Source organism: Micromonospora sp. CNZ296 (assembly GCF_007827635.1).
In genome coordinates, this window is sequence record NZ_VISW01000001.1 from 486844 (window position 1) to 512109 (window position 25266).

Annotated in this window: 21 protein-coding genes; 13 read left to right on the forward strand and 8 right to left on the reverse strand. The window is 72.7% G+C overall.

Features of this window, described 5'->3' with window-relative positions; genetic code table 11:
* Positions 1-3 precede the first annotated feature (3 nt).
* The 3 genes from FB455_RS02235 (at position 4) to FB455_RS02245 (ending at position 4347) form a co-directional block, all read left to right on the forward strand.
* A complete protein-coding gene (locus FB455_RS02235; protein ID WP_013287363.1) occupies positions 4-1110 on the forward strand; it encodes an SPFH domain-containing protein in 1107 nt (368 codons plus the stop codon).
* Positions 1111-1239: 129 nt separating this feature from the next.
* A complete protein-coding gene (locus FB455_RS02240; protein WP_013287362.1) occupies positions 1240-2043 on the forward strand; it encodes a hypothetical protein in 804 nt (267 codons plus the stop codon).
* 102 nt (positions 2044-2145) lie between these two features.
* A complete protein-coding gene (locus FB455_RS02245) occupies positions 2146-4347 on the forward strand; it encodes a transglycosylase domain-containing protein (protein ID WP_486481488.1) in 2202 nt (733 codons plus the stop codon).
* Positions 4348-4361: 14 nt separating this feature from the next.
* On the opposite strand, the gene FB455_RS02250 is transcribed toward FB455_RS02245, so the two are convergent.
* Positions 4362-5024, reverse strand: a complete 663-nt coding sequence (locus FB455_RS02250) for a nucleoside/nucleotide kinase family protein (RefSeq protein ID WP_145752002.1) — start codon at positions 5022-5024, stop codon at positions 4362-4364.
* Between the two features lie 121 nt (positions 5025-5145).
* On the opposite strand from FB455_RS02250, the gene FB455_RS02255 reads away from it, so the two are divergent.
* The gene (locus tag FB455_RS02255; protein ID WP_135241103.1) at positions 5146-5706 is read left to right on the forward strand and encodes a dihydrofolate reductase family protein; all 561 of its coding nucleotides are present in this window, start codon (positions 5146-5148) and stop codon (positions 5704-5706) included.
* A 4-nt stretch (positions 5707-5710) separates the two neighbouring features.
* Here the strand turns inward: FB455_RS02255 and FB455_RS02260 are convergent, their stop codons facing one another.
* Entirely contained in the window at positions 5711-7543 is a 1833-nt protein-coding gene (locus tag FB455_RS02260; RefSeq protein WP_135241102.1) for a thiamine pyrophosphate-requiring protein, read from the reverse strand.
* 102 nt (positions 7544-7645) lie between these two features.
* Here FB455_RS02260 and FB455_RS02265 point away from each other — a divergent pair, with 102 nt between their 5' ends.
* The 3 genes from FB455_RS02265 to FB455_RS02275 all read left to right on the forward strand — a co-directional run bounded on the left by FB455_RS02265 (position 7646) and on the right by FB455_RS02275 (position 11872).
* Positions 7646-8458 (forward strand): TrmH family RNA methyltransferase, encoded by an 813-nt coding sequence (locus FB455_RS02265; RefSeq protein ID WP_486481493.1) that lies wholly within the window; start codon positions 7646-7648, stop codon positions 8456-8458.
* A gap of 57 nt (positions 8459-8515) precedes the next feature.
* Entirely contained in the window at positions 8516-9967 is a 1452-nt protein-coding gene (gene argG / locus FB455_RS02270) for an argininosuccinate synthase (RefSeq protein WP_013475951.1), read from the forward strand.
* Between the two features lie 108 nt (positions 9968-10075).
* Positions 10076-11872, forward strand: a complete 1797-nt coding sequence (locus FB455_RS02275; RefSeq protein ID WP_486481489.1) for a PucR family transcriptional regulator — start codon at positions 10076-10078, stop codon at positions 11870-11872.
* Positions 11873-12015: 143 nt separating this feature from the next.
* Here FB455_RS02275 and FB455_RS02280 read toward each other — a convergent pair whose 3' ends face one another.
* A complete protein-coding gene (locus FB455_RS02280) occupies positions 12016-13365 on the reverse strand; it encodes a MurL-like N-terminal domain-containing (protein ID WP_013287354.1) in 1350 nt (449 codons plus the stop codon).
* An 83-nt stretch (positions 13366-13448) separates the two neighbouring features.
* Here FB455_RS02280 and murD point away from each other — a divergent pair, with 83 nt between their 5' ends.
* Positions 13449-14795 carry a UDP-N-acetylmuramoyl-L-alanine--D-glutamate ligase gene (gene murD / locus FB455_RS02285; RefSeq protein ID WP_145752009.1) on the forward strand — a complete coding sequence of 449 codons (1347 nt, stop codon included), beginning with the start codon at positions 13449-13451 and terminating at the stop codon, positions 14793-14795.
* 1 nt (position 14796) lies between these two features.
* Here murD and FB455_RS02290 read toward each other — a convergent pair whose 3' ends face one another.
* The 3 genes from FB455_RS02290 to FB455_RS02300 form a co-directional block, all read right to left on the reverse strand.
* On the reverse strand, positions 14797-15327 hold the full coding sequence (locus FB455_RS02290; protein ID WP_145752011.1) for a DUF6114 domain-containing protein: 531 nt from the start codon (positions 15325-15327) through the stop codon (positions 14797-14799).
* 1 nt (position 15328) lies between these two features.
* Positions 15329-15958, reverse strand: a complete 630-nt coding sequence (locus tag FB455_RS02295; protein WP_013287351.1) for a DUF6230 family protein — start codon at positions 15956-15958, stop codon at positions 15329-15331.
* A 183-nt stretch (positions 15959-16141) separates the two neighbouring features.
* Entirely contained in the window at positions 16142-16897 is a 756-nt protein-coding gene (locus tag FB455_RS02300; RefSeq protein WP_145752013.1) for a TetR/AcrR family transcriptional regulator, read from the reverse strand.
* A 349-nt stretch (positions 16898-17246) separates the two neighbouring features.
* Here FB455_RS02300 and FB455_RS02305 point away from each other — a divergent pair, with 349 nt between their 5' ends.
* Positions 17247-17933, forward strand: coding sequence for a hypothetical protein (locus tag FB455_RS02305; RefSeq protein ID WP_030272723.1), 687 nt, complete (start codon positions 17247-17249; stop codon positions 17931-17933).
* 57 nt (positions 17934-17990) lie between these two features.
* On the opposite strand, the gene FB455_RS02310 is transcribed toward FB455_RS02305, so the two are convergent.
* Entirely contained in the window at positions 17991-18953 is a 963-nt protein-coding gene (locus FB455_RS02310) for a hypothetical protein (protein ID WP_145752145.1), read from the reverse strand.
* Positions 18954-19056: 103 nt separating this feature from the next.
* On the opposite strand from FB455_RS02310, the gene FB455_RS02315 reads away from it, so the two are divergent.
* On the forward strand, positions 19057-20352 hold the full coding sequence (locus FB455_RS02315; protein ID WP_145752016.1) for an aspartate aminotransferase family protein: 1296 nt from the start codon (positions 19057-19059) through the stop codon (positions 20350-20352).
* Between the two features lie 3 nt (positions 20353-20355).
* On the opposite strand, the gene FB455_RS02320 is transcribed toward FB455_RS02315, so the two are convergent.
* Positions 20356-21780, reverse strand: coding sequence for an acyltransferase family protein (locus tag FB455_RS02320; protein ID WP_013287346.1), 1425 nt, complete (start codon positions 21778-21780; stop codon positions 20356-20358).
* A gap of 163 nt (positions 21781-21943) precedes the next feature.
* Between FB455_RS02320 and ngcE the strand changes: the two genes are divergently transcribed.
* Genes ngcE through FB455_RS02335 form a run of 3 tightly spaced genes read left to right on the forward strand, consistent with a single transcriptional unit; the run spans position 21944 to position 25208 of the window.
* Positions 21944-23359: an N-acetylglucosamine/diacetylchitobiose ABC transporter substrate-binding protein gene (gene ngcE, locus FB455_RS02325; RefSeq protein ID WP_013287345.1), complete on the forward strand. Its 1416-nt coding sequence runs from the start codon at positions 21944-21946 to the stop codon at positions 23357-23359.
* Positions 23359-24267: a carbohydrate ABC transporter permease gene (locus FB455_RS02330; protein ID WP_013287344.1), complete on the forward strand. Its 909-nt coding sequence runs from the start codon at positions 23359-23361 to the stop codon at positions 24265-24267. The genes ngcE and FB455_RS02330 overlap by 1 nt, the downstream gene beginning before the upstream one ends.
* Positions 24264-25208 carry a carbohydrate ABC transporter permease gene (locus FB455_RS02335; protein ID WP_013287343.1) on the forward strand — a complete coding sequence of 315 codons (945 nt, stop codon included), beginning with the start codon at positions 24264-24266 and terminating at the stop codon, positions 25206-25208. Before FB455_RS02330 ends, FB455_RS02335 begins: the two co-directional genes overlap by 4 nt.
* Positions 25209-25266 lie beyond the last annotated feature (58 nt).

The following is a 25266-nucleotide window of genomic DNA, read 5'->3' on the forward strand; positions in this document are numbered from 1 at the left end:
GGTATGGAGTTTCTGGCGATCCTGATGATCGCGGTGGCGTTGATCGGTGTGGTGACGCTGTTCAAGGCGGTGCGGATCGTGCCGCAGCAGCGTCAGGACGTGGTGGAGCGGCTGGGCCGGTACAAGCGCACGCTGAACCCGGGCCTCAACCTGCTGGTGCCGTTCGTCGACGCGGTGCGCACCAAGGTCGACATGCGCGAGCAGGTGGTCAGCTTCCCGCCCCAGCCGGTGATCACCTCCGACAACCTGGTCGTCTCGATCGACACGGTCCTCTACTTCAAGGTGGTCGACTCGGTTCGCGCCACCTACGAGATCTCCAACTTCCTCCAGGCCATCGAGCAGCTCACCGTCACCACGCTGCGTAACGTGATCGGCTCGCTCGACCTGGAGCGCGCGCTGACCAGCCGCGAGGAGATCAACCGGCACCTGTCCGGCGTGCTGGACGAGACCACCGGCCGCTGGGGCATCAAGGTGACCCGGGTCGAGATCAAGGCGATCGAGCCGCCGCCGAGCATCCGCGACTCGATGGAGAAGCAGATGCGCGCCGAGCGGGACCGCCGTGCCGCGATCCTCAACGCCGAGGGGCACAAGCAGTCGCAGATCCTCACCGCCGAGGGTGAGAAGCAGGCCGCGGTGCTGCGTGCCGACGGTGACCGGCAGGCCCGGATCCTCCAGGCGGAGGGCCAGGCCAAGGCGATCCGTACCGTCTTCGACGCGATCCACACCGCCAACCCGAGCCAGAAGGTGCTCGCCTACCAGTACCTCCAGGCGCTGCCGCAGATCGCCAACGGCACCGCCAACAAGGTCTGGATCGTCCCGACCGAGCTGACCAAGGCCCTGGAGGGCATGGGCGGCGCGCTGGGCGGGCTCGCGAACATGGCCGGCGACGTGCCGTCGCCGGAGGCCGCCAAGAGCGCCGGCGAGGTCGAGCGGGAGGCCGCCGAGGCCGCCCAGGCCGCGGCCGTCGCGGCCCAGGAGATCCACGACGAGGTACGCGTGGCGGAGGCGCAGGCCACCGGCGGCAACAACCCGAAGGGTCTGCCCGCGCCGGAGCCGGTGTCCCCGGCCAGCCTGGTGAACGACCCGGCGGACCAGCGCGAGCGGGGCTGACCGGCAAATCCGAGAATCCCTCATACGGCGCTCCGGCGACTGCCACCATCGGTTTCAGGACGGGTGGTGAGCAGGGCCGGAGCGCCGTTTGCGCGTCCCGGGCCGCCCGTGGCGCGAACGAGGTGAGGCATGAAGGACCCGGCGAACCGGCTGTTCTCCCGTACCCCGGTCCCCGGCGCGCACGACCCCGCCGGTCCGATCGGCTCCCGGCGTACCGGAGGGGGTTTCGGGGTCCTGCCGTTCGTCTCCGAACCCGGCCCGGGAGCGCCTGCGACCGACGCGACCTGGGCCTGGTCGATCCGCCGGTTCGCCCGCGCGGCGGTCTGGCTGCTCCCGGCGTACGCGGTCCTCTACGGCCTGGTGGCGATGGCCAGCGACGGCGGTGTGGGCAACGACCCGTATCCGGCCGACGGCCGGCCGCTCTACCTGGTCGGCTGGGTCGCCTCGGTGTGGCTGGGGCTGCTCGCCCTGCTCGCGCTCACCGGCCTGCTCGCCGCCACCCGCTGCCGCCGCGTCGCGCTGGCCGGGCTGCTGGCGAGCATCGGCGGGATGGTGCTGATGCTGCCGTTCGCCGGGCTGGCCGAGCAGACGCCGGTGTTCGGCGTGACCGCGCGCGGCATCGTGCTGTTCGGCGCCACCCTCTACAGCGTGGGCTGGTTCCTGACCGGCTGGTCGGTCGCCCGGTCCGGGATGTTCTCCTACGGCGACGGGACCATGCTGATGATCGCCGCCCCGCTGCTCGGCCTGGGCGGCGCGCTGATCGGCTCGCTCCAGACGTTCGGCGTGATCTTCGTGCTGGTCGCCGGCATCGGCATCGGCTACCGCAGCGGCCGCCTGGTGCCCGAGACCATCGCCCGGGACGCCGCAGCCGCCAGCGTCGCCGCCGCACCGGTGCCGCCGACGTCACCGAAGGGCCCACTCGGCGCCGGATGACCGGTTCGTCCGGCCGCCGGGAGCTGAACGGTTGCCGTGAGGTAACTGACAGTTGCCTGGCGAGGTGGCCGGTAGGCGGCTTTCGTGGCAATCCTGGAGTCCATGCCGTCTCCCAGGTCGCCGCTGTCGCGGCTGTTCACCGTGCTGCTGGCCGGCCTGCTCGCCGGGCTCGTCCTCGCGCTCGCCGCGCTTCCCGGCGGCCTGCTCGGCGGGTTCGCCGCGCGGGCCGCGCTCGGCGCGTACGCGGACCTGCCCGACGCGCTGCGCACCCCCGTGCAGCCGCAGCGCTCCTACCTCTACGCCAACGACGGCACCACCCTGATCACCACGTTCTACGACGTGAACCGCACCGACGTGTCGCTGGACGAGATCGCCCCGGTGATGCGGCAGGCGATCATCGCGGCCGAGGACCGGCGGTTCTACTCGCACGGCGGCGCTGACCTGCGCGGCATCGCCCGCGCGCTGGTGGCGAACGTCAAGGGCGGCGGCACCGAGCAGGGCGGGTCCACGCTGACCATGCAGTACGTCCGCAACGTGCTCAAGACCGACCCGAACCGCACCCCGGAGGAGCGGCAGGCCGCCACCGAGCAGACCGTCGGGCGCAAGCTCCAGGAGATCCGGTACGCGAACGCGCTGGAGCAGTCGCTCTCAAAGGACGAGATCCTCAACCGCTACCTCAACATCGCGTACTTCGGCTCCGGCGCGTACGGCGTCGCCGCCGCCGGCCAGCGCTACTTCGGCAAGGCCCCGGCCGACCTGACGCTGGGCGAGGCGGCGCTGCTCGCCGGCCTGGTGCAGTCGCCCGACGCGTACAGCCCGATCGACGGCGACAAGGACCAGGCGCTGGCCCGGCGCGGGTACGTGCTCGACGCGATGGCCGAGACCGGCGCGATCACCCCGCAGCAGGCCGCGGCCGCGAAGACCGAGCCGCTGACGCTGCGCCCGACCGCCCAGCCCAACGGCTGCACCGCCACCGCCCAGGGGCACGACGACTGGGGCTTCTTCTGCGACTACCTGCGCCGCTGGTGGCTCACCCAGCCGGCCTTCGGCAGCACGCCCGAGGAGCGGGAGCAGGCACTGCGCCGGGGCGGTTACCGCGTCGTCACCACGCTCGACCCGGAGATCCAGCAGACCGCGCAGGAGCAGGCCACCAAGGTCTACGGGTACGGCAACAAGCGGGCGCTGCCGATCGCGGCGGTCGAGCCCGGCACCGGCCGGGTGCTCGCCATGGCGGTGAACCGGCACTACAGCCTCGACGCCAACCCGGACGGGCAGGCCAACCACCCGAACACTGTCAACCCGCTGATCTCCGGTGGCGCCAGCGTCGACGGCTACCAGGCCGGCTCGACGTTCAAGATGTTCACCATGCTGGCCGCGCTCGAGGCCGGCAAGCCGCTGTCCACCGGCTTCGACGCCCCGAGCAGGCTGCCCACCCGGTACGCCTCGGACGACGAGGGCAACTGCGACGGCACGTGGTGCCCGGCCAACGCCAACCCGCAGTGGATGGACGGCTACCGGATGATGTGGGACGGCTTCGGCCGGTCCGTCAACACGTACTTCGTCTGGCTGGCCGAGCAGGTCGGCGAGGACAAGGTGGTGGAGATGGCCCAGCGCCTCGGCATCACCTTCCGGGCCGACTCCGATGCCGCGTTCGCCCGCGACAACGCCGCCAACTGGGGCGCGTTCACGCTCGGCGTGGCCGCCACGACCCCGCTGGACCTGGCGAACGCGTACGCCACGGTGGCCGCCGAGGGCACGTACTGCACGCCGCTGCCGGTGGTCTCGGTGACCGCGCCCGACGGCGACGCCGTCGACGTGGCGCAGCCGTCCTGCAAGCGGGTGCTCGACCCGGACGTGGCCCGTGCCGCCACCGACGCGGCCCGCTGCCCGGTCGGTCAGCAGTCCGCGTTCGAGCAGTGCAACGGCGGTACCGCCACCGCCGTCGACCGGATCGTCGGCCGCCCGGTGGCCGGCAAGACCGGCAGCTCGGAGCGCAACGCCACCGAGACGTTCGTCGGCTACACCCCGCAGGTCGCGGTCGCCGGCATCGCCGCCAACCCGGACGACGTCAACGACCTGGTCGGCTCCGCCGTGCAGGCGAAGGTGATCGACGCGGTGGCCCGGACCATCAAGACGGCGCTCACCGGCAAGCCGGTGGCCGGCTTCACCGCGCCGAGCCGGGCGCTGGTCGGCGACCCGCAGCGCCCGCAGCCGCCCCGGCGGACCGAGCCGGACCGCCGCGAGCAGCGCCAGGACAGCGAGCTGCCCTCCGACGTGCTGCGCTGGCTGCGCGGCCGCGGGTAAGGAAGGGCCCCTTCTTAACGCCTCCGGTAGAGGAAGGGCCCCTTCTTAACGCCGCGCCGCGGCGCCGGACCCGCAACCGCGTCGACGGCCGCGTCCACGACCGCGTCGAGGGCGGCGGCCACCTCGTCCGGGGTGCCGTCGCCGTCGAGCGTGACGAACGAGCCGAACTCCGGCAGTGCCCGGTAGGCGGCGTCCAGCGCGCGCAGGTGCGCCAGCTCCTCGGTGTCGATGCCCCGCGCGGCCACCCGCCGCTGCGCCACCTCGGGCGAGGTGGCCAGGAAGCACACCACCGCCGGGCGCGGGAAGACCGCGTAGACGGCGCGCACCACGTGCCGTCCCCGGTCGCCCCGGGCCGCCATGATCACGTCCTGGCACCAGGTCCACCGGTCCAGCACCGCCACCCGTCCGGTCAGGCGGGCCACCGCGACGGTCCGGGCCATCGCCGCCGCGCGCACCGTCGCCTCCAGGACCGGATAGACGGTACGGCCGAACAGCGCCACCCCGTCGGCGCGGCCGAGCGCCCGGGCCAGCCGGTTCCACAGCGGCCGCCCACCGGCGTTCTCGAAGTACCGCGCCCGGACACCCCGCTCACACAGCCGCGCCGCGAGCGCCCTGGCCTGGGTGGTCTTGCCGGAGCCGTCCACGCCGATCAGCGCGATCATCACCGGGCGGCCCACAGCCCCGGACGCTAACGCACCCGGACAACCATGCGCGCGACGTGTCGGATCCGGTCCGGCGGCTCCGACCCACAGGTGAGCGCGCCCGGCCGGGACGCGCCGCAACGCGGAGGAACACATCATGGGCAACGTCATCTACGGGGTGCACACGTCGGTCGACGGCTTCATCGAGGGCCCGAACGGCGAGTTCGACTGGCCGGAGATGGGGGAGGAGCTGTCCGCGTACTCGATCGGGCTGGCCGAGCGGGCCGACGCCTTCGTCTACGGGCGGCGGGTGTGGGAGATGATGTCCTCCTACTGGCCGCAGGTCGAGTCGATCTCCGACCACCCGCACGACCTGGCGTTCGCGCCGATCTGGCGGCGTACCCCGAAGGTCGTGGTCTCCCGCACGCTCGCCGAGGCCTCCCACGGCGCCGTGGTGGTCGGCGGCGGCGACCTGGCGAAGGAGTTCGCCGAGGTCCGCGAGCGGTTCCCCGGCGACCTGCTGGTCACCGGCGGCACCGGCGCGGCGACGGCGCTGGCCGCGCTCGGGCTCGTCGACACCTACGAGGTGATCGTGCACCCGGTGGTGCTCGGCGGCGGACGGCAGGTGCTGCCCGACCTGGCCCGCCAGAGCCTGCGGCTGGTCGAGACACGTCAGTTCGACGGACGGTCGGTGCTGCTGCGCTACGCGCGGGCCTGACGCCTCAGCGGCCCCGGCGGCGGGGCCGGTACGTGGCGAGCGCGGCCGGTACGCCGCGCCGCACGATGCCGGCCCGGTCGCTGTCCCCGCGCAGCACCGCGGCGGCGGTCTTGCGGGCCTGCTCGGCGGTGAAGTGCGGCGGCAGCATCAGCTCGGCCGGGTCCACCACCGCGTTGACCACCACCGGGCGGTCCGCGTCGAGCACCCGCTGCCACAGGCCGTCCACCCGGTCGGGGGAGTCGACCAGCTCGCCGCCGAGGCCCAGCACCTCGGCCCACCTGTGGTACGCCACGTCCGGCAGGTCCTGGCTGTCCGGGAACATCGGCGTGCCCTCGCCGGACCGCTGTTCCCAGCTGACGAAAGCGAGATCCCGGTTGTTGAGCACCAGCACCACGAACCGGGGATCGGACCACTCCCGCCAGTACCTCGCCACCGTGATCAGCTCGTTGACGCCGTTCATCTGCATCGCCCCGTCGCCGAGCAGCGCGATCACCGGGCGGTCCGGGTGGGCGAACTTCGCCGCCAGCGCGTACGGCATGCCGCCGCCCATTGAGAGCAGCGTGCCGGAGAGGCTGGCCAGCATGCCGGGGCGGACCCGTACGTGCCGGGCGTACCAGGCGGTGGCGGTGCCGCAGTCCACGGCGAGCATGGCGTCGCCTGGTAGCGCGTCGTCGAGCGTGGTGAACAGCGACTGCGGGTTGACCGGGTCGGCCGGCTGGGCGGCGACCTCGCGCTGCGAGGCCCGCCACTTGCCGGTGGCGTCGGCGAGGGTGGCCCGCCAGGCGGTCGGGCCCGGCCCCGGGCCCAGTTCCTTGAGCAGGGCGCGCAGCGTCGGCCCGGCGTCGCCGGTCAGGTTCACCTCGGTCGGGTAGCGCAATCCCATCCGGCTGCCGTCGATGTCGATCTGCACCGCCCGGGCCTGGCCCTCCGGGGGATAGAACTCGGAGTAGGGCATCTGGCTGCCGATGATCAGCAGCCTGTCGCACTCGCGCATGAGCTGCCCGCTCGGGCGGCTGCCGAGCAGGCCGATCGCGCCCGTCACCCAGGGCTGCCGGTGGTCGACGGCGGTGAAGCCGAGCAGCGCGGTGGCGACCCCGGCGCCGAGCCGGTCGGCGATGCGGCGTACCTCGTCCTCGGCGCCCAGCGCGCCCTGCCCGACGAGCATCGCCACCCGCTCGCCGCCGCGCAGCACCTCGGCCGCGCGGCGCACGTCGGCCTCCGGCGGCACCGTCGGCTCGCTGCTCGGCACCGCGCTGGTGTGGTAGTAGCCGTGGGCGTGCGGCGGGTGCGGCACCGCCGGCAGGTCCTGGACGTCGGAGGGCAGGACCAGGGCGGTCACGGTACGCCGGGCCAGCGCCGTGCGGCAGGCCCGGTCGACCAGGTGCCGGGCCTGCGACGGGTCGTCGAGCTGGGCCAGGAAGGCCGACGCCACGTCCTTGTAGAGCGCGAGCAGGTCCACCTCCTGGTAGTAGCCGCCGCCCTCGGCGGGCAGCGCGGTGTGCCCGAGCAGCGCCACCACCGGCTGGTGGTCGAGCTTCGCGTCGTAGAGGCCGTTGAGGGCGTGGATCGCGCCCGGGCCGCTGGTCACCACCACGCAGCCGAGCGGGCCGCCGCCGTACTTGACGTGCGCGCCGGCCGCGAACCCGGCCGTCTCCTCGTGCCGGACCTGGATGAACCGGGCCCGCCCCTCGGCCCGTTGCAGCGCCGAGGTCATGCCGTTGATCCCGTCGCCCGGGTAGCCGTAGTAGCGGTGCACGCCCCACTCGGCGAGCCGGGCCACCAGGTAGTCGGCGACTGTGGCGTCGCGGGGGAGGTTGCCGTCGTGCTCCGTGCCCATCCTGGTCCCTCCGTCGCCGTCGGCCTCCCGGCTTGCTTCCCCGCCGGGGACGCCGGAAACCCGGCCCGCGCCGGAGCGGCCCGGCGGGCCGGGCAGAATCGCCTGGTGCCCGTCCACGAGATCACCGACCCCGACGACGACCGGATCGCCGACTACCGCGCGCTCACCGACGTGGAGCTGCGTACCCGCTGGGAACCGCCGCACGGGCTGTTCATCGCCGAGGGGGAGCTGGTGCTGCGGCGGGCGCTGCGGGCCGGCTACCCGGCCCGGTCGTACCTGGTCGACGCCAAGCGGGTGGACCAGCTCGCCGACCTGGACACCGGTGACGCGCCGGTGTACGCGGCCACGCCGGACGTGCTCCAGCGCGCCACCGGCTTCCACGTGCACCGGGGCGTGCTCGCGTCGTTCCACCGCAAGCCGCTGCGCTCCGCCGGCGAGGTGCTCGCCGCCGCCCGGCGGGTGGTGATCCTGGAGGACGTCAACAACCACACGAACCTGGGCGCGATCTTCCGGGGCGCCGCCGCGCTCGGCGTCGACGCGGTGCTGCTGTCCCCGACCTGCGCCGACCCGCTGTACCGGCGCAGCGTACGGGTCAGCATGGGCGAGGTGTTCGCGGTGCCGTACGCCAAGCTCGACAGCTGGCCCGGCGGGCTGGACCAGGTCCGGGCGGCCGGGTTCACAGTGCTCGCGATGACGCCGGCGCCTGATGCCGTACCGATGCAGCGGCTGACCCCGGCGCAGCGCGAGCGGGCGGCGTTGCTGCTCGGGGCGGAGGGGCCGGGGCTGACCGCGGCGGCGCAGGCCGCCAGCGACGTGCGGGTGGTGATCCCGATGCGGCGCGGTGTGGATTCGCTGAACGTGGCGGCCGCCGCGGCGGTGGCGTTCTGGGAGCTGGGGCGGGACGACGCGCTCTGACGACCCGCTCTCCCGACCGGCTTGCATGACCATGCGATGGCGTGCATAATCTTCCTTGTGTCCAAGGTTCTCACCTCCCTGCCCATCGGCGAACGTGTCGGCATCGCCTTCTCCGGCGGCCTCGACACCTCGGTAGCCGTCGCGTGGATGCGCGACAAGGGCGCCGTCCCCTGCGCCTACACCGCTGACATCGGCCAGTACGACGAGCCCGACATCGCCTCGGTGCCCGGCCGCGCGCTCAGCTACGGCGCCGAGGTCGCCCGCCTCGTCGACTGCCGCGCCGCCCTGGTCGAGGAAGGGCTGGCAGCGCTGACCTGCGGCGCCTTCCACATCCGCTCCGGCGGGCGGGCCTACTTCAACACCACGCCGCTGGGCCGGGCCGTGACCGGCACGCTGCTGGTCCGCGCGATGATCGCCGACGACGTGCAGATCTGGGGCGACGGCTCGACGTTCAAGGGCAACGACATCGAGCGGTTCTACCGGTACGGCCTGCTGGCGAACCCGCAACTGCGGATCTACAAGCCGTGGCTGGACACCGACTTCGTCACCGAGCTGGGCGGCCGCACCGAGATGTCGGAGTGGCTGCTGGAGCGCGGCCTGCCCTACCGGGACAGCACCGAGAAGGCGTACTCCACCGACGCCAACATCTGGGGCGCCACCCACGAGGCCAAGACGCTCGAACACCTGGACACCGGCATCGAGACCGTCGAGCCGATCATGGGCGTCAAGTTCTGGGATCCGTCCGTGGAGATCCCGGCCGAGGACGTCACCATCGGCTTCGACCAGGGCCGCCCGGTGACGATCAACGGCAAGGAGTTCGGCAGCGCCGTCGACCTGGTGCTGGAGGCCAACGCCATCGGCGGCCGGCACGGCCTGGGCATGTCCGACCAGATCGAGAACCGGATCATCGAGGCCAAGAGCCGCGGCATCTACGAGGCCCCCGGCATGGCGCTGCTGCACGCCGCGTACGAGCGGCTCGTCAACGCGATCCACAACGAGGACACGCTCGCGAACTACCACAACGAGGGCCGCCGCCTCGGCCGCCTCATGTACGAGGGCCGCTGGCTGGACCCGCAGGCGCTGATGCTGCGCGAGTCGTTGCAGCGCTGGGTCGGCACGGCGGTCACCGGCGAGGTCACGCTGCGGCTGCGCCGGGGCGAGGACTACTCGATCCTGGACACCACCGGCCCGGCGTTCAGCTACCACCCGGACAAGCTGTCGATGGAGCGCACCCAGGACTCGGCGTTCGGCCCGGCCGACCGGATCGGCCAGCTCACCATGCGCAACCTCGACATCGCCGACTCCCGGGCCAAGCTGGAGCAGTACGCCTCCGTCGGCATGGTCGGCGGCGGCACCCCGCAGCGGATCGTCGGCGCCGCCCAGGCGGCCTCGACCGGGCTGATCGGCGCCATGCCGCAGGGCGGCGCGGAGGCCATCGCCTCCCGGGGCGTGCCCACCGCCGAGGACGAGGCGCTCGACCGGGCCGCGATGGAGTTCGGCGTCGACTGATCGCCGTGGCTCGTTCCGTCTGCCCGCCCGCCGGTCTCCGCCTTCTCCGCGGGTCGGCGGGCGGTGTGGCTTTCGGCAACGGTGGTGACGCAGGGTAGCGTGTCGCCCGTGTTCCCTACCGTGCGTGAGGTGCTGGACCTGGTGCCCGTGCGCCACGGCGCGCCGCGCCTGGTCGCCGGGAACGCCGGGCTGGACCGGTCGGTGCGCTGGGTGCACATCGCCGAGGTGCCCGACATCGCCACCCTGCTCGGCGGCGGGGAACTGGTCCTCACCACCGGGATCGGCCTGCCGGGCGACGACGCCGGGCTCCGCGAGTTCATCGGCGCGCTGGCCGACGTCGGCGTCTCCGGGCTGGTGGTCGAACTGGGCCGCCGCTACGTCAGCGGAGTGCCACGCGTGATGGCCGCCGCCGCCGAACGACGTGGCCTGCCCCTGATCGAGCTGCGCCGGGGCACACCGTTCGTCCGGATCACCGAGGCGGTGCACGCGCTGATCGTGGACGCCCAGCTCACCGAGCTGCGCGCCACCGAGGAGATCCACCAGCGGTTCACCGAACTGTCGGTGGAGGGCGCCGAACCGGCCGAGGTGCTGCGGCAGGCCGCCGAACTGGCCGGCTGCCCGATGGTGCTGGAGAACCTGTCCCGGCAGGTGCTCGCGTACGACCCGGCGGGGGAGAACGCCCAACTGCTGCTGGACGGCTGGGAGCGGCACTCGCGGCAGATCCGCCCGCCCGGGCGCACCGCGTACGACCCGGACAGCGGCTGGCTCGTCACCACAGTGGGCGCGCGGGGACAGGACTGGGGACGACTGCTGCTGCGCTGGCCGGCGACCGAGTCCACCCCGCCGACCCGGCTGACCATCCTGATCGAACGGGCCGCCTCCACGCTGGCGCTGGGCCGGCTGATCCGGCGCGACGCCGAGGGCCTGGAACGGCAGATCCACCGTACGCTGCTGACCGCCCTGATCGACCACACCCGTCCGGTGGACGAGGTGGCGCTGCGCGCCAAGGCGCTCGGCGTCGTCCTGGACCGCCGCCACCTGGTCGGCGTCGTGGTCCGGCACCGCGCCGGCGAGCCGTCCGGTGACGCGGGCGCCCCCGACGACGAGCCGGCTGCCCGCCGGGGCGCGCGCCGCGACACCGACGCCGAGGACCCGGAAGCCGGCCCCGCCCGGCTGCGCGACCTCGCCGAGGCGGTCAGCCAGGCCGTCCGGGACGCCAAGCTCACCGCGCTGACCAGCCCGCTCGACGACCAGGCCGTGGGCGCGCTGCTGGCGCTCCCCGACCCGGCCGCCGAGGAGAAGGCACTGTCCGCGTTCGCCGCGGCGTTGCGCCGGGTACGCCTCGACGCCGCCCCCGCCGCCCGCCCGGCGTCCCGCCCGTCGGAGTCGACTGACCGTCCCGCCGGACGGGCCGTGACATCGGGGAGCGCACGGCCGGTCGACGCGCCGCCCCGAGCCGCGATCGTGGTGGCGGCCGGGTCCGGTGTGAGCAGCCTGCGCGAGGCACGCCGGTCGCTGATCGAGGCGCGGCAGGTCGCCGAGGCGGCGCGGCGGGATCCCCGGGATCTGCCCTGCTACCGGCTGCCGCACGTGGGGCTGGCCGGACTGCTGCACCTGTTGCGTGACGAGCCCCGGTTGCAGACGTTCGTCGAGCGGGAACTCGGGCCGCTGCTCGCCTACGACGCCCAGCACCCGCGGGAGCAGTTGCTCGGCACGCTACGGGCGTACCTGGAGCAGGGGCGCAACAAGTCGGCCGGCGCGGCCGCCGCGCACCTGTCCCGGCCGGCGTTCTACGAACGGCTGGCCCGGATCGGCCGCATCCTCGACGCCGACCTCGACTCGGTGGACAGGTGCCTGTCCCTGCACGTGGCCCTGCTCGCCCTGGACGCCATCCGCACCCCCTGACGCCGCCCGGGCCAAACCCTGCCCGTCCCGCCCTCCGCCCCTCCGCGCTGTCCCGCGTTGATCTTGGAGTTGTGGCGCCCGTAATGCCCCTGAAGCGAGGTCTGCGCGGTGCCACAACTCCAAGATCGATGACGTGTGTGCGGTCAGGTCAGGGCGGTCAGGGTCTTGGCGTAGAGGGCGGGGACGAAGTTGTCGCCGCCGGGGGTGAACACGTCGGAGGTGGCCGCGGCCTGCCACGCGGTGTCGGGCAGTGCCGCGACCAGAGCGCGCACCACCGGGACGTCGCGCCACTGGTCCTGCTGGGCGAGCAGGCTCAGCGCGACCACCGACTCCTCCACCTCGCCCACGCACTCGAACGGCTTGTGCCCGTCGATGCCGAGCAGCTCCCGGTAGCCGGGGATCTGGGATTCGTCGGCCAGCAGGTCACCGCCGAAGATGCCGGTCAGCCGCTCCCGGGGCATGAACGGCGCCATGGCCAGGAACACGAACCGGCACTTCGGGCAGTCGCGGCACCAGCGCTCGCTCGCGTCGCGCAGCTTGAACGCCGCGTTGCAGCTGGTCACCACCGCGTCGTACCGGTCGATCTCGGCGAACAGCCGGGCGATGTGCAGCTCGGACAGGGAGCGCAGCAACGAGAAGTACGGCTCGGTGAGCCCGGCGTGCTCGGCCAGCGCCGCGCGCAGCAGCCCTTCCGCCTCGACGCCCTTCGACCACTGGTGGTTGATCTCGTGGCCGTTCCAGATCAGGTTCGGGTCGGACGCGGAACGCTCGTTCGACATCACCACCGGGCCGAGCCCGTGCAGGACGGCGGTGGCCACGGCGATCAGCGAGTTGATCGCGGTGACCGGGATGTGCCCGTTGCGCGCGCCTGCCGCGTTCAGCTCGAACAGCACCGGGTCGAGCCGCCGCCGGGCGGCCAGCGGCACCAGGTCGGACGCCTCGTTCACCGACACGATCACGTGGTTCGGGTTGACCGAGAACGGCACCGGGTCGAGGCCGGCGCGGCGCAGCGCCTCCAGCGTGACGATGGAGTCCTTGCCGCCGCCCACCGCCGACAGCGGACGACGGTCGGAGTTGTCCACCGGCACCGCCGGGTCCACGGTGCCCGACGGCACCTCGGGACGCAGTTCCAGCACGTGCGGCAGCTCGTTGCGGTACGCGTACTCGGCGAGGCCCTTGGTGTAGACGGCGGTGACCAGCGCGACGGCGGCGGCGCCCAGCGGTGCGGGCAGCACCAGCCGGGGCGGCGCGGCGGCCTTGTAGTAGCTGACGCCGGCGACCACGTGCAGCAGCTCCAGCACCCGGGCCAGGGTGGCCGCTGTGGCGTCGGAGACGGGCTCGGCCGGCAGCGGAAGCGTGATCACCTCGGTGAACCGCTGCTCGCCGTCGGGACCGGTCAGGGCGTAGTCGAACAGGACCTCGCCGGTGGCGAAGTCGATCGAGTAGGACGGGAAGGTGAAGGCGTCCATCCGCCGCAGCTGCTCGTTGGGCACACGCCATACTAGGCCCTGGTTCGTCCGTCCGTGTCCGGCTGGGCCGGACCCTGCCCGCCGTCGACCGAGTCCGAGGAGAGCCCGTGCGCCTGTCTGATCTGCGCGGACGTCATGTCGCCGTCTGGGGCGCCGGCCGCGAGGGCCGGGCCGCGGTGACCGCGATCGCCGCGCACGGGCCGGCCGGCCTGGTCGTCGTCGACGACAGCGCCAACTTCCTCACCCTGCCCTGGGACGGTCCGCTGGCCGCCGCCGCGCCGCTCGTCACCGGCGAGGAGGGATTCGAGCGCCTCGCAGCCGCCGACGTGGTGGTCCGCTCGCCGGGTGTGCCGAACACCCACCCGTGGATGGTGGAGCTGCGCCGCCGGTCAGTGCCCGTCACGCAGGGCAGCGCGCTGTGGATGGCCGACCACGCGGACCGGACCGTCGGGGTGACCGGCAGCAAGGGCAAGAGCACCACGTCCAGCCTGATCAGTCACCTGCTCACCGCGATGGACCGGCCGAACGTGTTCGGCGGCAACATCGGGGTGCCGCTGCTGGACCTGCCCGAGGCGGAGCTGTACGTGCTGGAGCTGTCCAGCTACCAGTGCTCCGACCTGACCGACTCGCCGCGGGTGGCGGTGGTGACCGCGCTGTTCCCGGAGCACCTGGACGCGCACGGCGGTGAGCGGGAGTACTACCGGGACAAGCTGAACCTCATCGCGCACGGCCCGCACGCCGTCGTGGTCAACGGCGCCGACCCGCGGCTGGCGGCGGAGCTGGGCGACCGTGCGGTGGTACGCGCGGGCTCGCCGGACACCACGCACGTCGCCACGGGGCCGGACGGCACGCAGTGGTTCCACCTGCGGGACACGCCGCTGTTCCCGCGCGCCGTGCTGCCGCTGGTCGGGCGGCACAACGAGGGCAACCTCTGCGTCGCGCTGGCGGTGCTGGACGCGCTCGGCGTGGACGTGGTGGCGCGCAAGGACAGCCTCGCCGTGGCGGTCGCCGAGTTCCAGGGCCTGGCGCACCGGCTCACCGAGATCGCCGACCCGTCCGGGCTCACGTTCGTCGACGACACGCTCGCCACCAGCCCGTACGCGGCCATGCACGCGATCGACGCGTACGAGGGACGGCCGCTGACCGTGATCGTCGGCGGGGCCGACCGAGGGCTGGACTACAGCCCGCTGCGCGCGCACCTGGCCGGCCGGGAGATCACAGTGATCGGCGTGCCGGACAGCGGCCCCCGCATCGTGGAGGCGCTGTCCGGGCTGCCGTCGGTGCGTACCGAACTGGCCGACGACCTGGTCGCCGCCGTCGGGCTGTCCCGCAAGCTCACCCCGGCCGGCGGGGTGGTGCTGTTGTCCCCGGCGGCGCCGAGCTACGGCCGGTTCCGCAACTTCGAGCACCGCTCCGAGGTGTTCGCGCAGGCGGTCGCCGACACCGCCCGCTGAGTCAGCCGCGCTCCGCCCGCGTGTGCCGCGGCGGCCCCGGCTCGGCCGACAGGATCGCGTCGAGGGACTCGGTGGGCGCCGAGTTGTCGACCGGCTCGCGCGGTGCCGGCGCGACCTCGGTGGGCGCGGCCGCCGGGCCGACGTCGGTCGCCCGCCGCTTGACCGGCGTCCACGCGAACGCGAGCGCGCCGCCGACGAGCGCCAGCAGCATGCCGATCAGGAACCCGCCCAGGTTCGAGGTGAGCCAGGAGACCAGCCCGAGCACGAGGGAGAGCACCGCGTAGAAGACACGTTGCTGCGGCGTGGTGATCAGCAGCACGCCGCAGATCACCAGGACCGGGGGGACCAGGTACGCGGCCAGCCCTTGCGGCCCGACGTGCAGCAGCACCCCGAGCGGCGCGCGCAGCGTCACGAGCATCTCCGCGCCGCCGAGCGCGATGAGCAGCCCGGCGGTGAACGGCCGCGCCCGGCGCCAGCGCCGCCAGCGTGTACGGACGCCGGCGGCGGGCGCCGAGTGCTGTCCTGCGGTCACGTCAGCACCCTTCGGAGCTGAAGCCCATGCGCAGGTTGGGCAGCGTGAAGACGGCGGCGGTGGTGGCGTAGTTGTTCTGCCGCAGGTTGGTGATGGTCACGGTGTCGGCCTGCTGGGCGAACACGCCCGGGTTGCCCTTGACCCCGGGGACCTTGTCGACGGTGCTGGCGTCCTGCCCGACGTCGATGTTCTTGAAGGAGGCGTTACCGGCGATCTCGTCGCCGTCGACCACGAGCGTGCGGGCGGTCACCGGCTTGCCGGAATTGCCGGCGGTGATCCGCAGGTTGGTCCCGCCCAGGTTGATGCTCTGGCAGAGATTGGTCAGCTCGGCCTTGTCGATCGCCGAGACGATCACGAGCACCTGCCCGCCGGTGTCGCCCTGGTTGGGGCTGTCCGGGATCATCTGGTCGAGCGTGGCGAACTGCTCGAACCCGGTGCCCTCCAGTTTGTCGGCGGTGACAGTGAACGGCATGCCCGAGATGGCGAACTGCGCGCCGAGCACACCCTGCGCGGTCAGCACCACCATGCCGGCCGCGCCGGCCGCCACGGCGCCGAACGTGACAGCGAACCGGCGCCAGCGTACGCCGCTTCTCGGTTGATCGGTCTCGATCTGCTCGATCTGCTCCGACATGCCGGCCCCTTTCGAGATCAATTCATCTGCGACGATGTGAATTGGCTTCGCAGGATGTGCGCGCCGAGGGGCGCAGGCCGAAGTTACCGCTGAGTAAAGGGGCGGTCAACTGCCTGTAGCAGATCGTTGGGCGGCATTTGCCAAAAGCGGCCAAAGTGAAAAACCGCTGCGGTTTTCCACCGCTCAGGGCTGGCCGGGCGCGCAGGGCGCGGTCGCGGCCGGGCCATCGCCCGCCCGGGCCGCCCGGGCGACACGGCCCGCCTCCCGCGGGCCGAGGAACGGCGCGGTGGCCGCGTACGTGAGCGCCGGCAGCAGTAACGGCAGCTCCTCGGCCCGCCCCTGCGCCACCCGCTCACGGATGGTGGCGTGGATGCCGCCGACCACAATGGACAACAGTGCGTCCCGGTCCACGCCGACCGGATCCGGCCCGGCGTCGGCGAAGAACCGGCGGAAGCTGCTCAGCAGCGCGTCGCGCTCCCGGCGTGCGTCGGGGCCGGCCGCGTCCACCTCGACCAGCGCCATCCGGGCGAAGGCGGGCACGCTCGCCAGCACGTCGAGCAGCGTGCGCAGCGCCGCCCGGGCGGCCTCCGGCCAGTCCGGGCCGGCGTCGCGGTAGGCGTCCTCCATCAGGTGCGACACCACCGCGATGCCGTGCCGGTACGCGGCCAGGAACGCGTCCTGCTTGCCGCTGAACAGCGCGTAGAACGCGGGCCGGGTGACCCCGGCGGCGTGGCAGATGTCGCTGACCCGGGCGTTGTCGTACCCCCGGGTGGCGACCTCCCGGACCAGCCCGTCGAAGAGGCGGTCGCGCTGGGTCGCCGCCACCTCCTCGGCCGGCACGCGTCGCGGGCCGCGCTTGATGGCGCGGTCCGGGTCGCGGCCGTGGCGGGCACCCGGCAGGGGCACGGGCGCCGGCGACGGCGGGCTCGGGACTGTCACTCATCGACCTTTCTTGATGCGTTGACTTTACGACCCTCCGAGGTTTATAACTTTCGACACGCTCAGTTTACGCCTCGTCACCGCTGGTGATCTCTTCTCGTCGGTCACCCGAACGCGTCGAAGGAGGGCCGGATGGCTGCCATTATCGCCGCGCGCACCCGTCCCCCCAAGGCCGGAGAGATCCAGGTGACGCGGCGTCGCCGCACTGCGCCACGCCGCCCGGCCCGCTGAGGCCGCAGCGGCGCACCACCACCTGCGGCGGCCCGATCCCGGCCGCCGCACCCACCGGCTCCGTCCATGCCGGACGCCGCCGGCACCGTTTCCTGTCCCACCGCCGGAAGGAACAACCATGCCCAGGTACGGACGCATCGGCGCGGGCCTCGCCGCCCTGGCGCTGCTGACCGGTCTGGTCGGCGCCGCCCCCGCCACCGCCGCACCCTCCACCTCGCTCGCCAGCGCCGTGCTGACCTACCCGACCGTCGCCGGCACCGCCGTGTCGGTGGGCGACGTCATCCAGGCCAGCCTGCGCAGCGGCACCAACGCCACGTTCTACTCCTCGACCAGCGGCACCACCGGCATCAAGTGCGCCGCGTCCAGCTTCAGCGCCAAGGTGCTGACCAACCCGACCGCACCCGGAACCGCGACCGAGAGCCTCACCGCGCAGTCGTTCACCAGCTGCACGACGAACGTCTTCGGCACCACCGGCGTGCAGAGCGTCACGGTCAACAACCTGCCGTACACCACCTCGGTGACCAGCGCCGGCGTGGTCAAGATCTCCGGGACGACGGCGGCGCCGATCCAGAGCACAGTCGTGCTCAACTCGCTGCTCGGCACGATCACCTGCGTCTACCGCACCAGCACGAACTCGCTGACCGGCACGGCGTCCAACGCCACCAACTCGATCAGCTTCACCAACCAGCCCCTGACCAAGTTCTCCGGCCCGTCGCTGTGCTTCGGCACCGCGTACTTCACCGCGTCGTACTCGCCGGTGAAGGACACCAGCAAGACCGGCAGCCCGGCGGTCTACGTCAACTGACACCCGGCTCTCGGGCCGGTGCGCGGCGATTCGCCGGGCGCCGGCCCGCACGCCGGTTCAGCCGGCCGTCAGCGTCGCGTGCAGCGCGCGCATCGACCGCAGCGCCGACCGGATCTCCTGGAGGTAGCGGCCCGGAGTCAGGGTCGGCTCCGGTACGGCCACCGCGGCACGCGCGGCCGGGTCCACCCCGACCGTCTCGATGCCGCACCCGTACGGCACGGCGAGCGTCCGCAGCGCGTCGCAGTGCTGGAACGGCACGTAGATCGGGGCGGTCACCATCAGCACCGGGTCGTCCGCGCGCAGCCGCACATGCTCGGCCCAGAACCGCTGCGTGTCGGCGGTGTGCGCGCGACGGCGGTCCGGTTCGCTCGACGGCGCGGCGAGCACCCGTACCGGGGGCAGCCCGGCTGGCCGGTAGGTGCGCGAGGACCAGGCCCGATGCGGATGATCGGCCGGCTCGCCGCGCTCGTCGTCCGGCTCGTCCACCCCGAACGCCAGCCGCACCCCGGCGTCGAGGACGTCCACCTCGGTGTCGCAGCCGGACAGGCCGGCGGCGTCGAGCGTGCAGGACTCGGCCGCTGACAGCGGCCGGTAGCTGCCGAGCACGGCCACCTCGCCGGTCACCTCGGCCGCCGTCCGGGCCAGCCTCGCCGCGTACGCGGTACGCCGCAGGCAGGCGTGCGCCAGCCCGCCGAGCACCAGCAGGTGCGCGTACCCGGATCGGGCCGGCGCGACGGCGCGGACCAGGCCCAGCGCGGCGGCGGCGCTCAGCACCAGTCCGGCGGTGGCCGGGTCGAACGCCGGCTCCCGGGCGTCCGGGCGTTCCCGTCCCTGCCGGAAGTCCCAGCGGCGGGCGGAGAACGCGTCCAGCCCGGCCAGCACCGCCGCCAGGTCGCCGCCGGGCCAGTCACCGCCGAAGTGCGCCACGAGACGCCGCACCGGCGCCGACTCCACCCAGGACCGGATCCCGGCCAGGAGTTGCGCCCGCGTCGTGCCCGCCGCGCCGCCCGGCAGCGTCACCTGATCCGTCCGCACCCGGCGGATGCTACCGCCCGGGACAGTTGTTTCTGCCCCGGTCGCGGTGGGAGCGTGCGGGGATCCACCTCCGCTGAAGGGTGCGCCGATGACCTCCGACGACCTGCTGGCCCGGCACCGGGCCGTGCTCCCCTCCTGGATGCCGCTCTACTACGCCGAACCGCTGGAACTCGTCGCCGGTTCCGGCCGCCGGGTCACCGATGCGGCCGGCCGGACCTATCTGGACTTCTTCGGCGGGGTGCTGACCACGATGGTCGGCCACGACATCCCGGAGATCCGGGAGGCGGTCGAGCGACAGCTGCGGACCGGGCTCGTGCACACCTCGACGCTCTACCTGATCCGGCAGCAGGTCGAGCTGGCCGAGAAGATCGCCCGGCTCTCCGGCATCCCGGACGCCCGCGTGTTCTTCACCAACTCCGGCACCGAGGCGAACGAGGCCGCGCTGCTGGTCGCCACGAACCACCGGCGCTCGCACCAGATCCTCGCGGTGCGCAACAGCTACCACGGCCGGTCGTACGCGACGATGGGCGTCACCGGCAACCGCGGCTGGTCGGCCAGCGCCCTCAACCCGTTGCAGGTGGCCTGGCTGCACTCCGGTGAACGGCTGCGCGGGCTGCTGGCCCGGCTCGACGCCGCCGACCGGGTCGACGCGGCGGTCGAGGACCTGCGCGAGGTGCTCGCCACCCAGACCGCGGGCGACGTGGCCTGCCTGATCGCCGAGCCGGTGCAGGGTGTCGGTGGCTTCGTGCACGGACCGGACGGGCTCTTCGCCGCCTGGAAGAAGGTGCTCGACGAGCACGGCATCCTGCTGATCAGCGACGAGGTGCAGACCGGGTGGGGGCGTACCGGCGAGCACTTCTGGGGCTACCAGGCGCACGGCGTGACGCCGGACCTGCTCACCTTCGCCAAGGGCATCGGCAACGGGTTCGCGCTCGCCGGGGTGGTCGGCCGGGCCGAGGTGCTGGAGTCGGTGCCGGCGATCAGCTTCTCCACGTTCGGCGGCAACCCGGTCTCCACCGCCGCCGGCAACGCGGTGCTCGACTACCTGCTCGACCACGACCTGCAGGGCAACGCCGCCCGGGTCGGCGCGATCCTGGGCGACGGCCTGCGCGCGGCCGTCGCCGGACTGGACCAGGTCGCCGAGGTACGCGGCAAGGGCCTGATGCTCGCCGTCGAGTTCGTCCACCCGGGCACCGTCGAGCCGGACGCGGAGCTGACCACCCGCGTCTTCGAGGCGTGCCGGGCCAGCGGCCTGCTCGTGGGCAAGGGCGGCCTGTACGGCAACGTGATCCGGATGGGCCCGCCGCTGACGCTCACCGAGGACGAGGCCCGGGAGGGTCTGGCGATCATGGTCGACGCGATCCGCGCCTCGATCGAGGCGTGAGCGTCAACCCGGCCGGCGCGGTCCCGCCCGTCCGGACCTGAGCAGCCGCAGCAGACCCGCCCCGGCCAGGTACGCCACCAGCGCCGGGGCGGGCAGGCCCAGCGGCTCCGGCGCCGTCTTGGGCGCGAGGCTGTTCAGCAGCAGGCCGACCAGCACGCCCGCGTACCCGGCGACGGCCAGACCGGCGCGCAGCCGCCGGCCACCCGCCCCGGCCGGCCCGGTCGCGGCCGGGCGGCGGGTGCGGGCCTCGACCGGACCGAAGACGGCGACCAACACGGCCAGCACCGCGGCCAGCGCGAGCAGCCACGGTACGCGCCACGCCCACCAGGCCGCCGAACCGACCGGGGGAGCAGGCAGCACGCCGAGCGCGTCCAGCAGGCCGACGAGCAGCACCGCGGCGGTCAGGTGCCAGAGGAACAGCGTGAGCACCACGGCGTTGACCGCGAGCACCGCCTGCCAGGGGCCGGACCGGCGCAGCCAGCGCCCGGCCGGGCGTCGCAGCAGCAGGATGAGGCCGAGCTGGGCGGCGGCCGCGGCCATCAGCGCCAGGCTCGGCGGTGCCGCGTTGTCCAGTCGCTCACCCGGCACGTGGAGCATCGCCACCGGGTACGGCCCGGCCACCGTGAGCAGCACCAGCGCGACCAGGCCACCGCCCAGCAGGACCGCGCCGGCCCGGCCGGACAGCGGCAGCCCGCGGCGGAACAGGCCCCGAGGTCCGGCTTCACCAGCATCGGCCGCGTCGGCGCCGGCCGCGTCGCCGGTGCGGCGGGCGTCCGCCCGGGCGGCGTCGTACCAGGCGAAACCGACCTGATGGACGGCCAGCCAGCCGAACAGGTAGTTGCCGTCGGCGAGCGCGGCCGGGCCGAGGAGCCGGCCGAGGTCGCCGAGCGCGACCAGCACCACGAGCGCCGTCGGCACGGCGAGCCCGAACCGGCGGTGCAGCGCGTACATCGGCGGGGTCAGCGCCACCACCGCGACGTAGGCGACCAGGAACCACAGCGGGATGGTGGCGAACCAGACCACTGTGCGCACCTGCCCCGCGTCGGCGCCGCGCAGCGTGGCGATCCCCGCGCCCGCTGACAGGACCAGCAGCAACACGGTGGTGGGGCGGATCAGCCGGGCGCTGCGGTCCACCAGCCACCCGGCTGCCGACCCGCCCCGGCGCCGGCGGGCGGCCAGCGAGGCGGCGTTGGCGTAGCCGCCGACCAGGAAGAACACCGGCATCACCTGGGCCACCCAGGTCAGCGGCCAGGCCCAGCGCAGGTCGGCCAGCGCGGAGTGGCCGGCGGGGCGGCCGTTGTCGTACCCGATGGCTGTGACACCCCAGTGGCCGAGCACGACCATGGTGATGGCCAGCGCCCGGAGCAGGTCGATGTAGCGCTCCCGCCCCGGCGGCGTGCGTTGCGCGAGCTGCCGCAGGCGGCGCATGGGCTCAGGCTAGGCCAGCCGGGCCCGACCGGTACGGATAACGGATCGGTCGAGAGGTCTTGTGGTCCCCGTCGCACTGTCGTAGAAATTCTTCATTGGAAATGCGTCTTGTGAAGACAAGCGACAGGGTGCTCACCGCGCGTACCCGGACCGAGGAGATGCGATGAACAGGCGTGAGATCCTACGGCGCAGCGCCGCCGCCGGTCTGCTGGCCACCCCCGCCGCCGGGCTGCTCGCCGGCTGCGCCACGTCGGGTGGGGGCGATGAGGGCGACAAGGGCGCGTACAAGGGCACCAAGAGCGAGCAGAACCCGCTCGGCGTGGCCGAGGACGCCCCGCTGGAGGTGGTGATCTTCAACGGCGGGTTCGGGGAGGACTACGCCAAGGCCCACGAGGCCATGTACAAGGAGCGCTACCCGAAGGCGGAGATCAAGCACTCGGCCACCGCGGAGATCAGCAAGACGCTCCAGCCCCGCTTCGTCGACGGCAGCCCGCCGGACGTGGTCAACAACTCCGGCGCCGGCCAGATCGACTTCAACGGCCTGGTCTCCCAGAACGCGCTCGCCGACCTGGGCGAGCTGCTCGCCGCGCCGAGCCTCGACACGCCCGGCAAGACGGTCAAGGACACGCTGCTGCCCGGCACCGTCGAGGTCGGCTCCTACGACGGCCGGTTCCTGGTGCTCAACTACACCTACACGGTGTACGGCATCTGGCACTCCACCAAGCTGTTCGCCGACCGTGGCTGGGAGGACGCCAAGACCTGGGACGACCACATCGCGCTCTGCCGCCGGATCAAGGCCGCGGGCATCGCCCCCTGGACGTACGCCGGTGTGCACCCCCGCTACATGAGCTGGCCGCTGATCTCCACCGCGATCAAGCTCGGCGGCCCGTCCGTGGCGCTGGCGATCGACAACCTGGAGCCGAACGCCTGGAAGTCGGACGCCATGAAGACCGCCGCCGACGCCTGGCACCAGATCGTCAAGGACAAGTTCATCCTCGACGGATCCCCGGGCCTGGACCACAAGCAGTCGCAGACCGCGTGGTGCCAGGGCAAGGCCGCGTTCATCTCCTGCGGCTCCTGGCTGGAGAGCGAGCAGAAGGACGTCACGCCGGCCGGCTTCAACATGACGGTCGCGCCGACGCCGAGCCTGGGCAGCGGCGACAAGCTGCCGTACGAGGCGATCCGCGGCACCGCGGGCGAGCCGTTCATGGTGCCGGCGAAGGCGCGCAACGTCGCCGGCGGCCTGGAGTACTTCCGCACCATGCTGTCCCGCAAGGGCGCCCAGGACTTCACCAAGAAGGTCGCCAGCCTGCCCGTGGTCGCCGGCGCCACCGAGGGCATCGACCTGCCGTACGGGCTCAGCACCGTGGTCAAGGCGCTCGACGCGTCCGGGTCCAACGGCTTCAACTGGGTCTACAACAACTACTACCGCAAGCTGGAGCGCAACCTGGTCGACGCGGCCTGCGGCGAGTTCTTCAGCGGCCGGATCTCCCCGGCCGAGTTCCTCGACCAGTGCCAGAAGGGCGCCGACTCGATCGCCCAGGACAACTCGGTCAAGAAGTACAAGCGGTCCGCGTGATGCGACAGGGCCGCCTCCCCCTGATCCTCACGTTCCTGCTGCCACCACTGGCGTTGTACGGCATCTTCGTGCTGTCGCCGTACCTCCAGGCTTTTCAGATCTCCACCACCGACTGGATGGGCTACTCCGCGCAGGCCGACCCGGTCGGCATGGCGAACTTCCGCACGCTGCTGCACGACGGGTACGTGTGGAACGCGTTGAAGAACAACGCGATCCTGCTCGCCGTGGTGCCGGTGGTGACGATCGGGCTGGGCCTGTTCTTCGCCAGCATGCTCACCATGGGCGGCCGTAAGGGCCGGGCCGGTGTGACCGGGGTGCGCGGCACCTCGGTCTACCGGCTCGTCTACTTCTTCCCCCAGGTGCTCTCGGTGGTGATCATCGCGCTGCTCTGGAAGGAGATCTACAGTCCGACGAGTGGCCTGCTCAACGGCGCCCTGCGCGCCGTCGGGCTGGCCACCCCGGCCTGGCTCGGCGACCCGCGCTTCGCGTTCTGGTGCGTGCTGGCGGTGATGGTGTGGAGCAACGTCGGCTTCTACGTGGTGCTCTTCGGCGCCGCCATGCAGGCCATCCCGCGTGACATCTACGAGGCGGTGCTGCTCGACGGCGCGTCCCGCACCACGATGCTGCGGAAGATCACCATTCCGCTGCTCTGGGACACCATCCAGGTGGCCTGGATCTACCTCGCCATCGCCGCGCTGGACGGCTTCATCCTGGTCCAGCTCATGACCAACGGCGGACCGAACTTCTCCTCCGACGTGATCGGGCTGCGGATGTACGACACGTCGTTCGGCAGCGAGAACAAGTTCGGGTACGCCTCGGCGATCGGCGTGGCGATGTTCTTCCTGACCCTCTCGGTGGCGGTGCTGGCGCTGCGCACCGCCCGGCGTGATCGGATCGAGTACTCGTGACCACAGTGGACCCCGGTGCGGCGACCGGCGCCACGACCGCCGGCACGACCCGCCCGGACGACGCGACCCACCCGGCCGGCGCGGGCCGATCCGCCGACCGGCCGCCGCGCCGCGAGCTGGGCGTGGCGAACGTCTTCTCGCACGGCTTCCTGCTGCTCTGGGCGGCGATGACCGTCCTGCCGCTGGCCTGGATGGTGCTCAGCTCGCTGAAGAGCAACGGCGAGATCATCGCCGAGCCGTGGGGGCTGCCCGAGGCGCTGCGGTTCGACAACTGGTCGCGCGCCTGGACCAGCGCCCACATCGGCCGGTTCTTCTTCAACAGCCTGGTCGTGGTGGCCGGCTCGCTGAGCCTGACCATGCTGCTCGGCGCCACCGCCGCGTACGTCTTCGCGCGGTACGAGTTCCGCGGCCGGCAGGTCGTCTACTACCTGTTCGTCGGCGGCATGATGTTCCCGGTCTTCCTGGCGCTGGTGCCGCTGTTCTTCGTGGTCCGCAGCGTCGGTCTGCTCGGCACCTGGCCGGGCCTGATCCTGGTCTACACCGCGTACTCGCTGCCGTTCACCGTGTTCTTCCTGACCGCGTTCTTCCGGACGCTGCCGACGTCGGTGGCGGAGGCCGCGCTGATCGACGGGTGTGGGCACTTCCGGCTGTTCTTCCGGGTGATGCTGCCGATGGCGAGACCGGGACTGATTAGTGTCGGGATCTTCAACTTCCTCAGCCACTGGAACCAGTTCCTGCTGCCGCAGGTGCTCCTGCCCGGCGACGGCCAGGACCGGATGCTCGCCCAGGGGCTGAGTTCGCTCGCGGTGAGCCAGGGCTACGCCGGTGACTACGCCCAGTTGTTCGCCGGCCTGACCATCGCGGTGCTGCCGGTGCTCGTGGTGTACGTGGCGTTCCAGCGTCAGGTCCAGTCCGGACTGACCGCCGGGCAGCTCAAGTGAGGTGGTTGCCACAGGCAACGGGACAGTGGGGAAGATCGAGCTGACCTAGGGTGGGCCG

What these genes read in the sequence shown, in the direction of transcription:
- FB455_RS02330 (WP_013287344.1), top strand. Translation starts at nt 23,359, where the DNA reads ATGCGACAGGGCCGCCTCCCCCTGATCCTCACGTTCCTGCTGCCACCA.
- FB455_RS02260 (WP_135241102.1), bottom strand. Translation starts at nt 7,543, where the DNA reads ATGGGCACGGAGCACGACGGCAACCTCCCCCGCGACGCCACAGTCGCC.
- ngcE (WP_013287345.1), top strand. Translation starts at nt 21,944, where the DNA reads ATGAACAGGCGTGAGATCCTACGGCGCAGCGCCGCCGCCGGTCTGCTG.
- FB455_RS02240 (WP_013287362.1), top strand. Translation starts at nt 1,240, where the DNA reads ATGAAGGACCCGGCGAACCGGCTGTTCTCCCGTACCCCGGTCCCCGGC.
- FB455_RS02235 (WP_013287363.1), top strand. Translation starts at nt 4, where the DNA reads ATGGAGTTTCTGGCGATCCTGATGATCGCGGTGGCGTTGATCGGTGTG.
- FB455_RS02305 (WP_030272723.1), top strand. Translation starts at nt 17,247, where the DNA reads ATGCCCAGGTACGGACGCATCGGCGCGGGCCTCGCCGCCCTGGCGCTG.
- FB455_RS02295 (WP_013287351.1), bottom strand. Translation starts at nt 15,958, where the DNA reads ATGTCGGAGCAGATCGAGCAGATCGAGACCGATCAACCGAGAAGCGGC.
- FB455_RS02320 (WP_013287346.1), bottom strand. Translation starts at nt 21,780, where the DNA reads ATGCGCCGCCTGCGGCAGCTCGCGCAACGCACGCCGCCGGGGCGGGAG.
- FB455_RS02255 (WP_135241103.1), top strand. Translation starts at nt 5,146, where the DNA reads ATGGGCAACGTCATCTACGGGGTGCACACGTCGGTCGACGGCTTCATC.
- FB455_RS02315 (WP_145752016.1), top strand. Translation starts at nt 19,057, where the DNA reads ATGACCTCCGACGACCTGCTGGCCCGGCACCGGGCCGTGCTCCCCTCC.
- FB455_RS02245 (WP_486481488.1), top strand. Translation starts at nt 2,146, where the DNA reads ATGCCGTCTCCCAGGTCGCCGCTGTCGCGGCTGTTCACCGTGCTGCTG.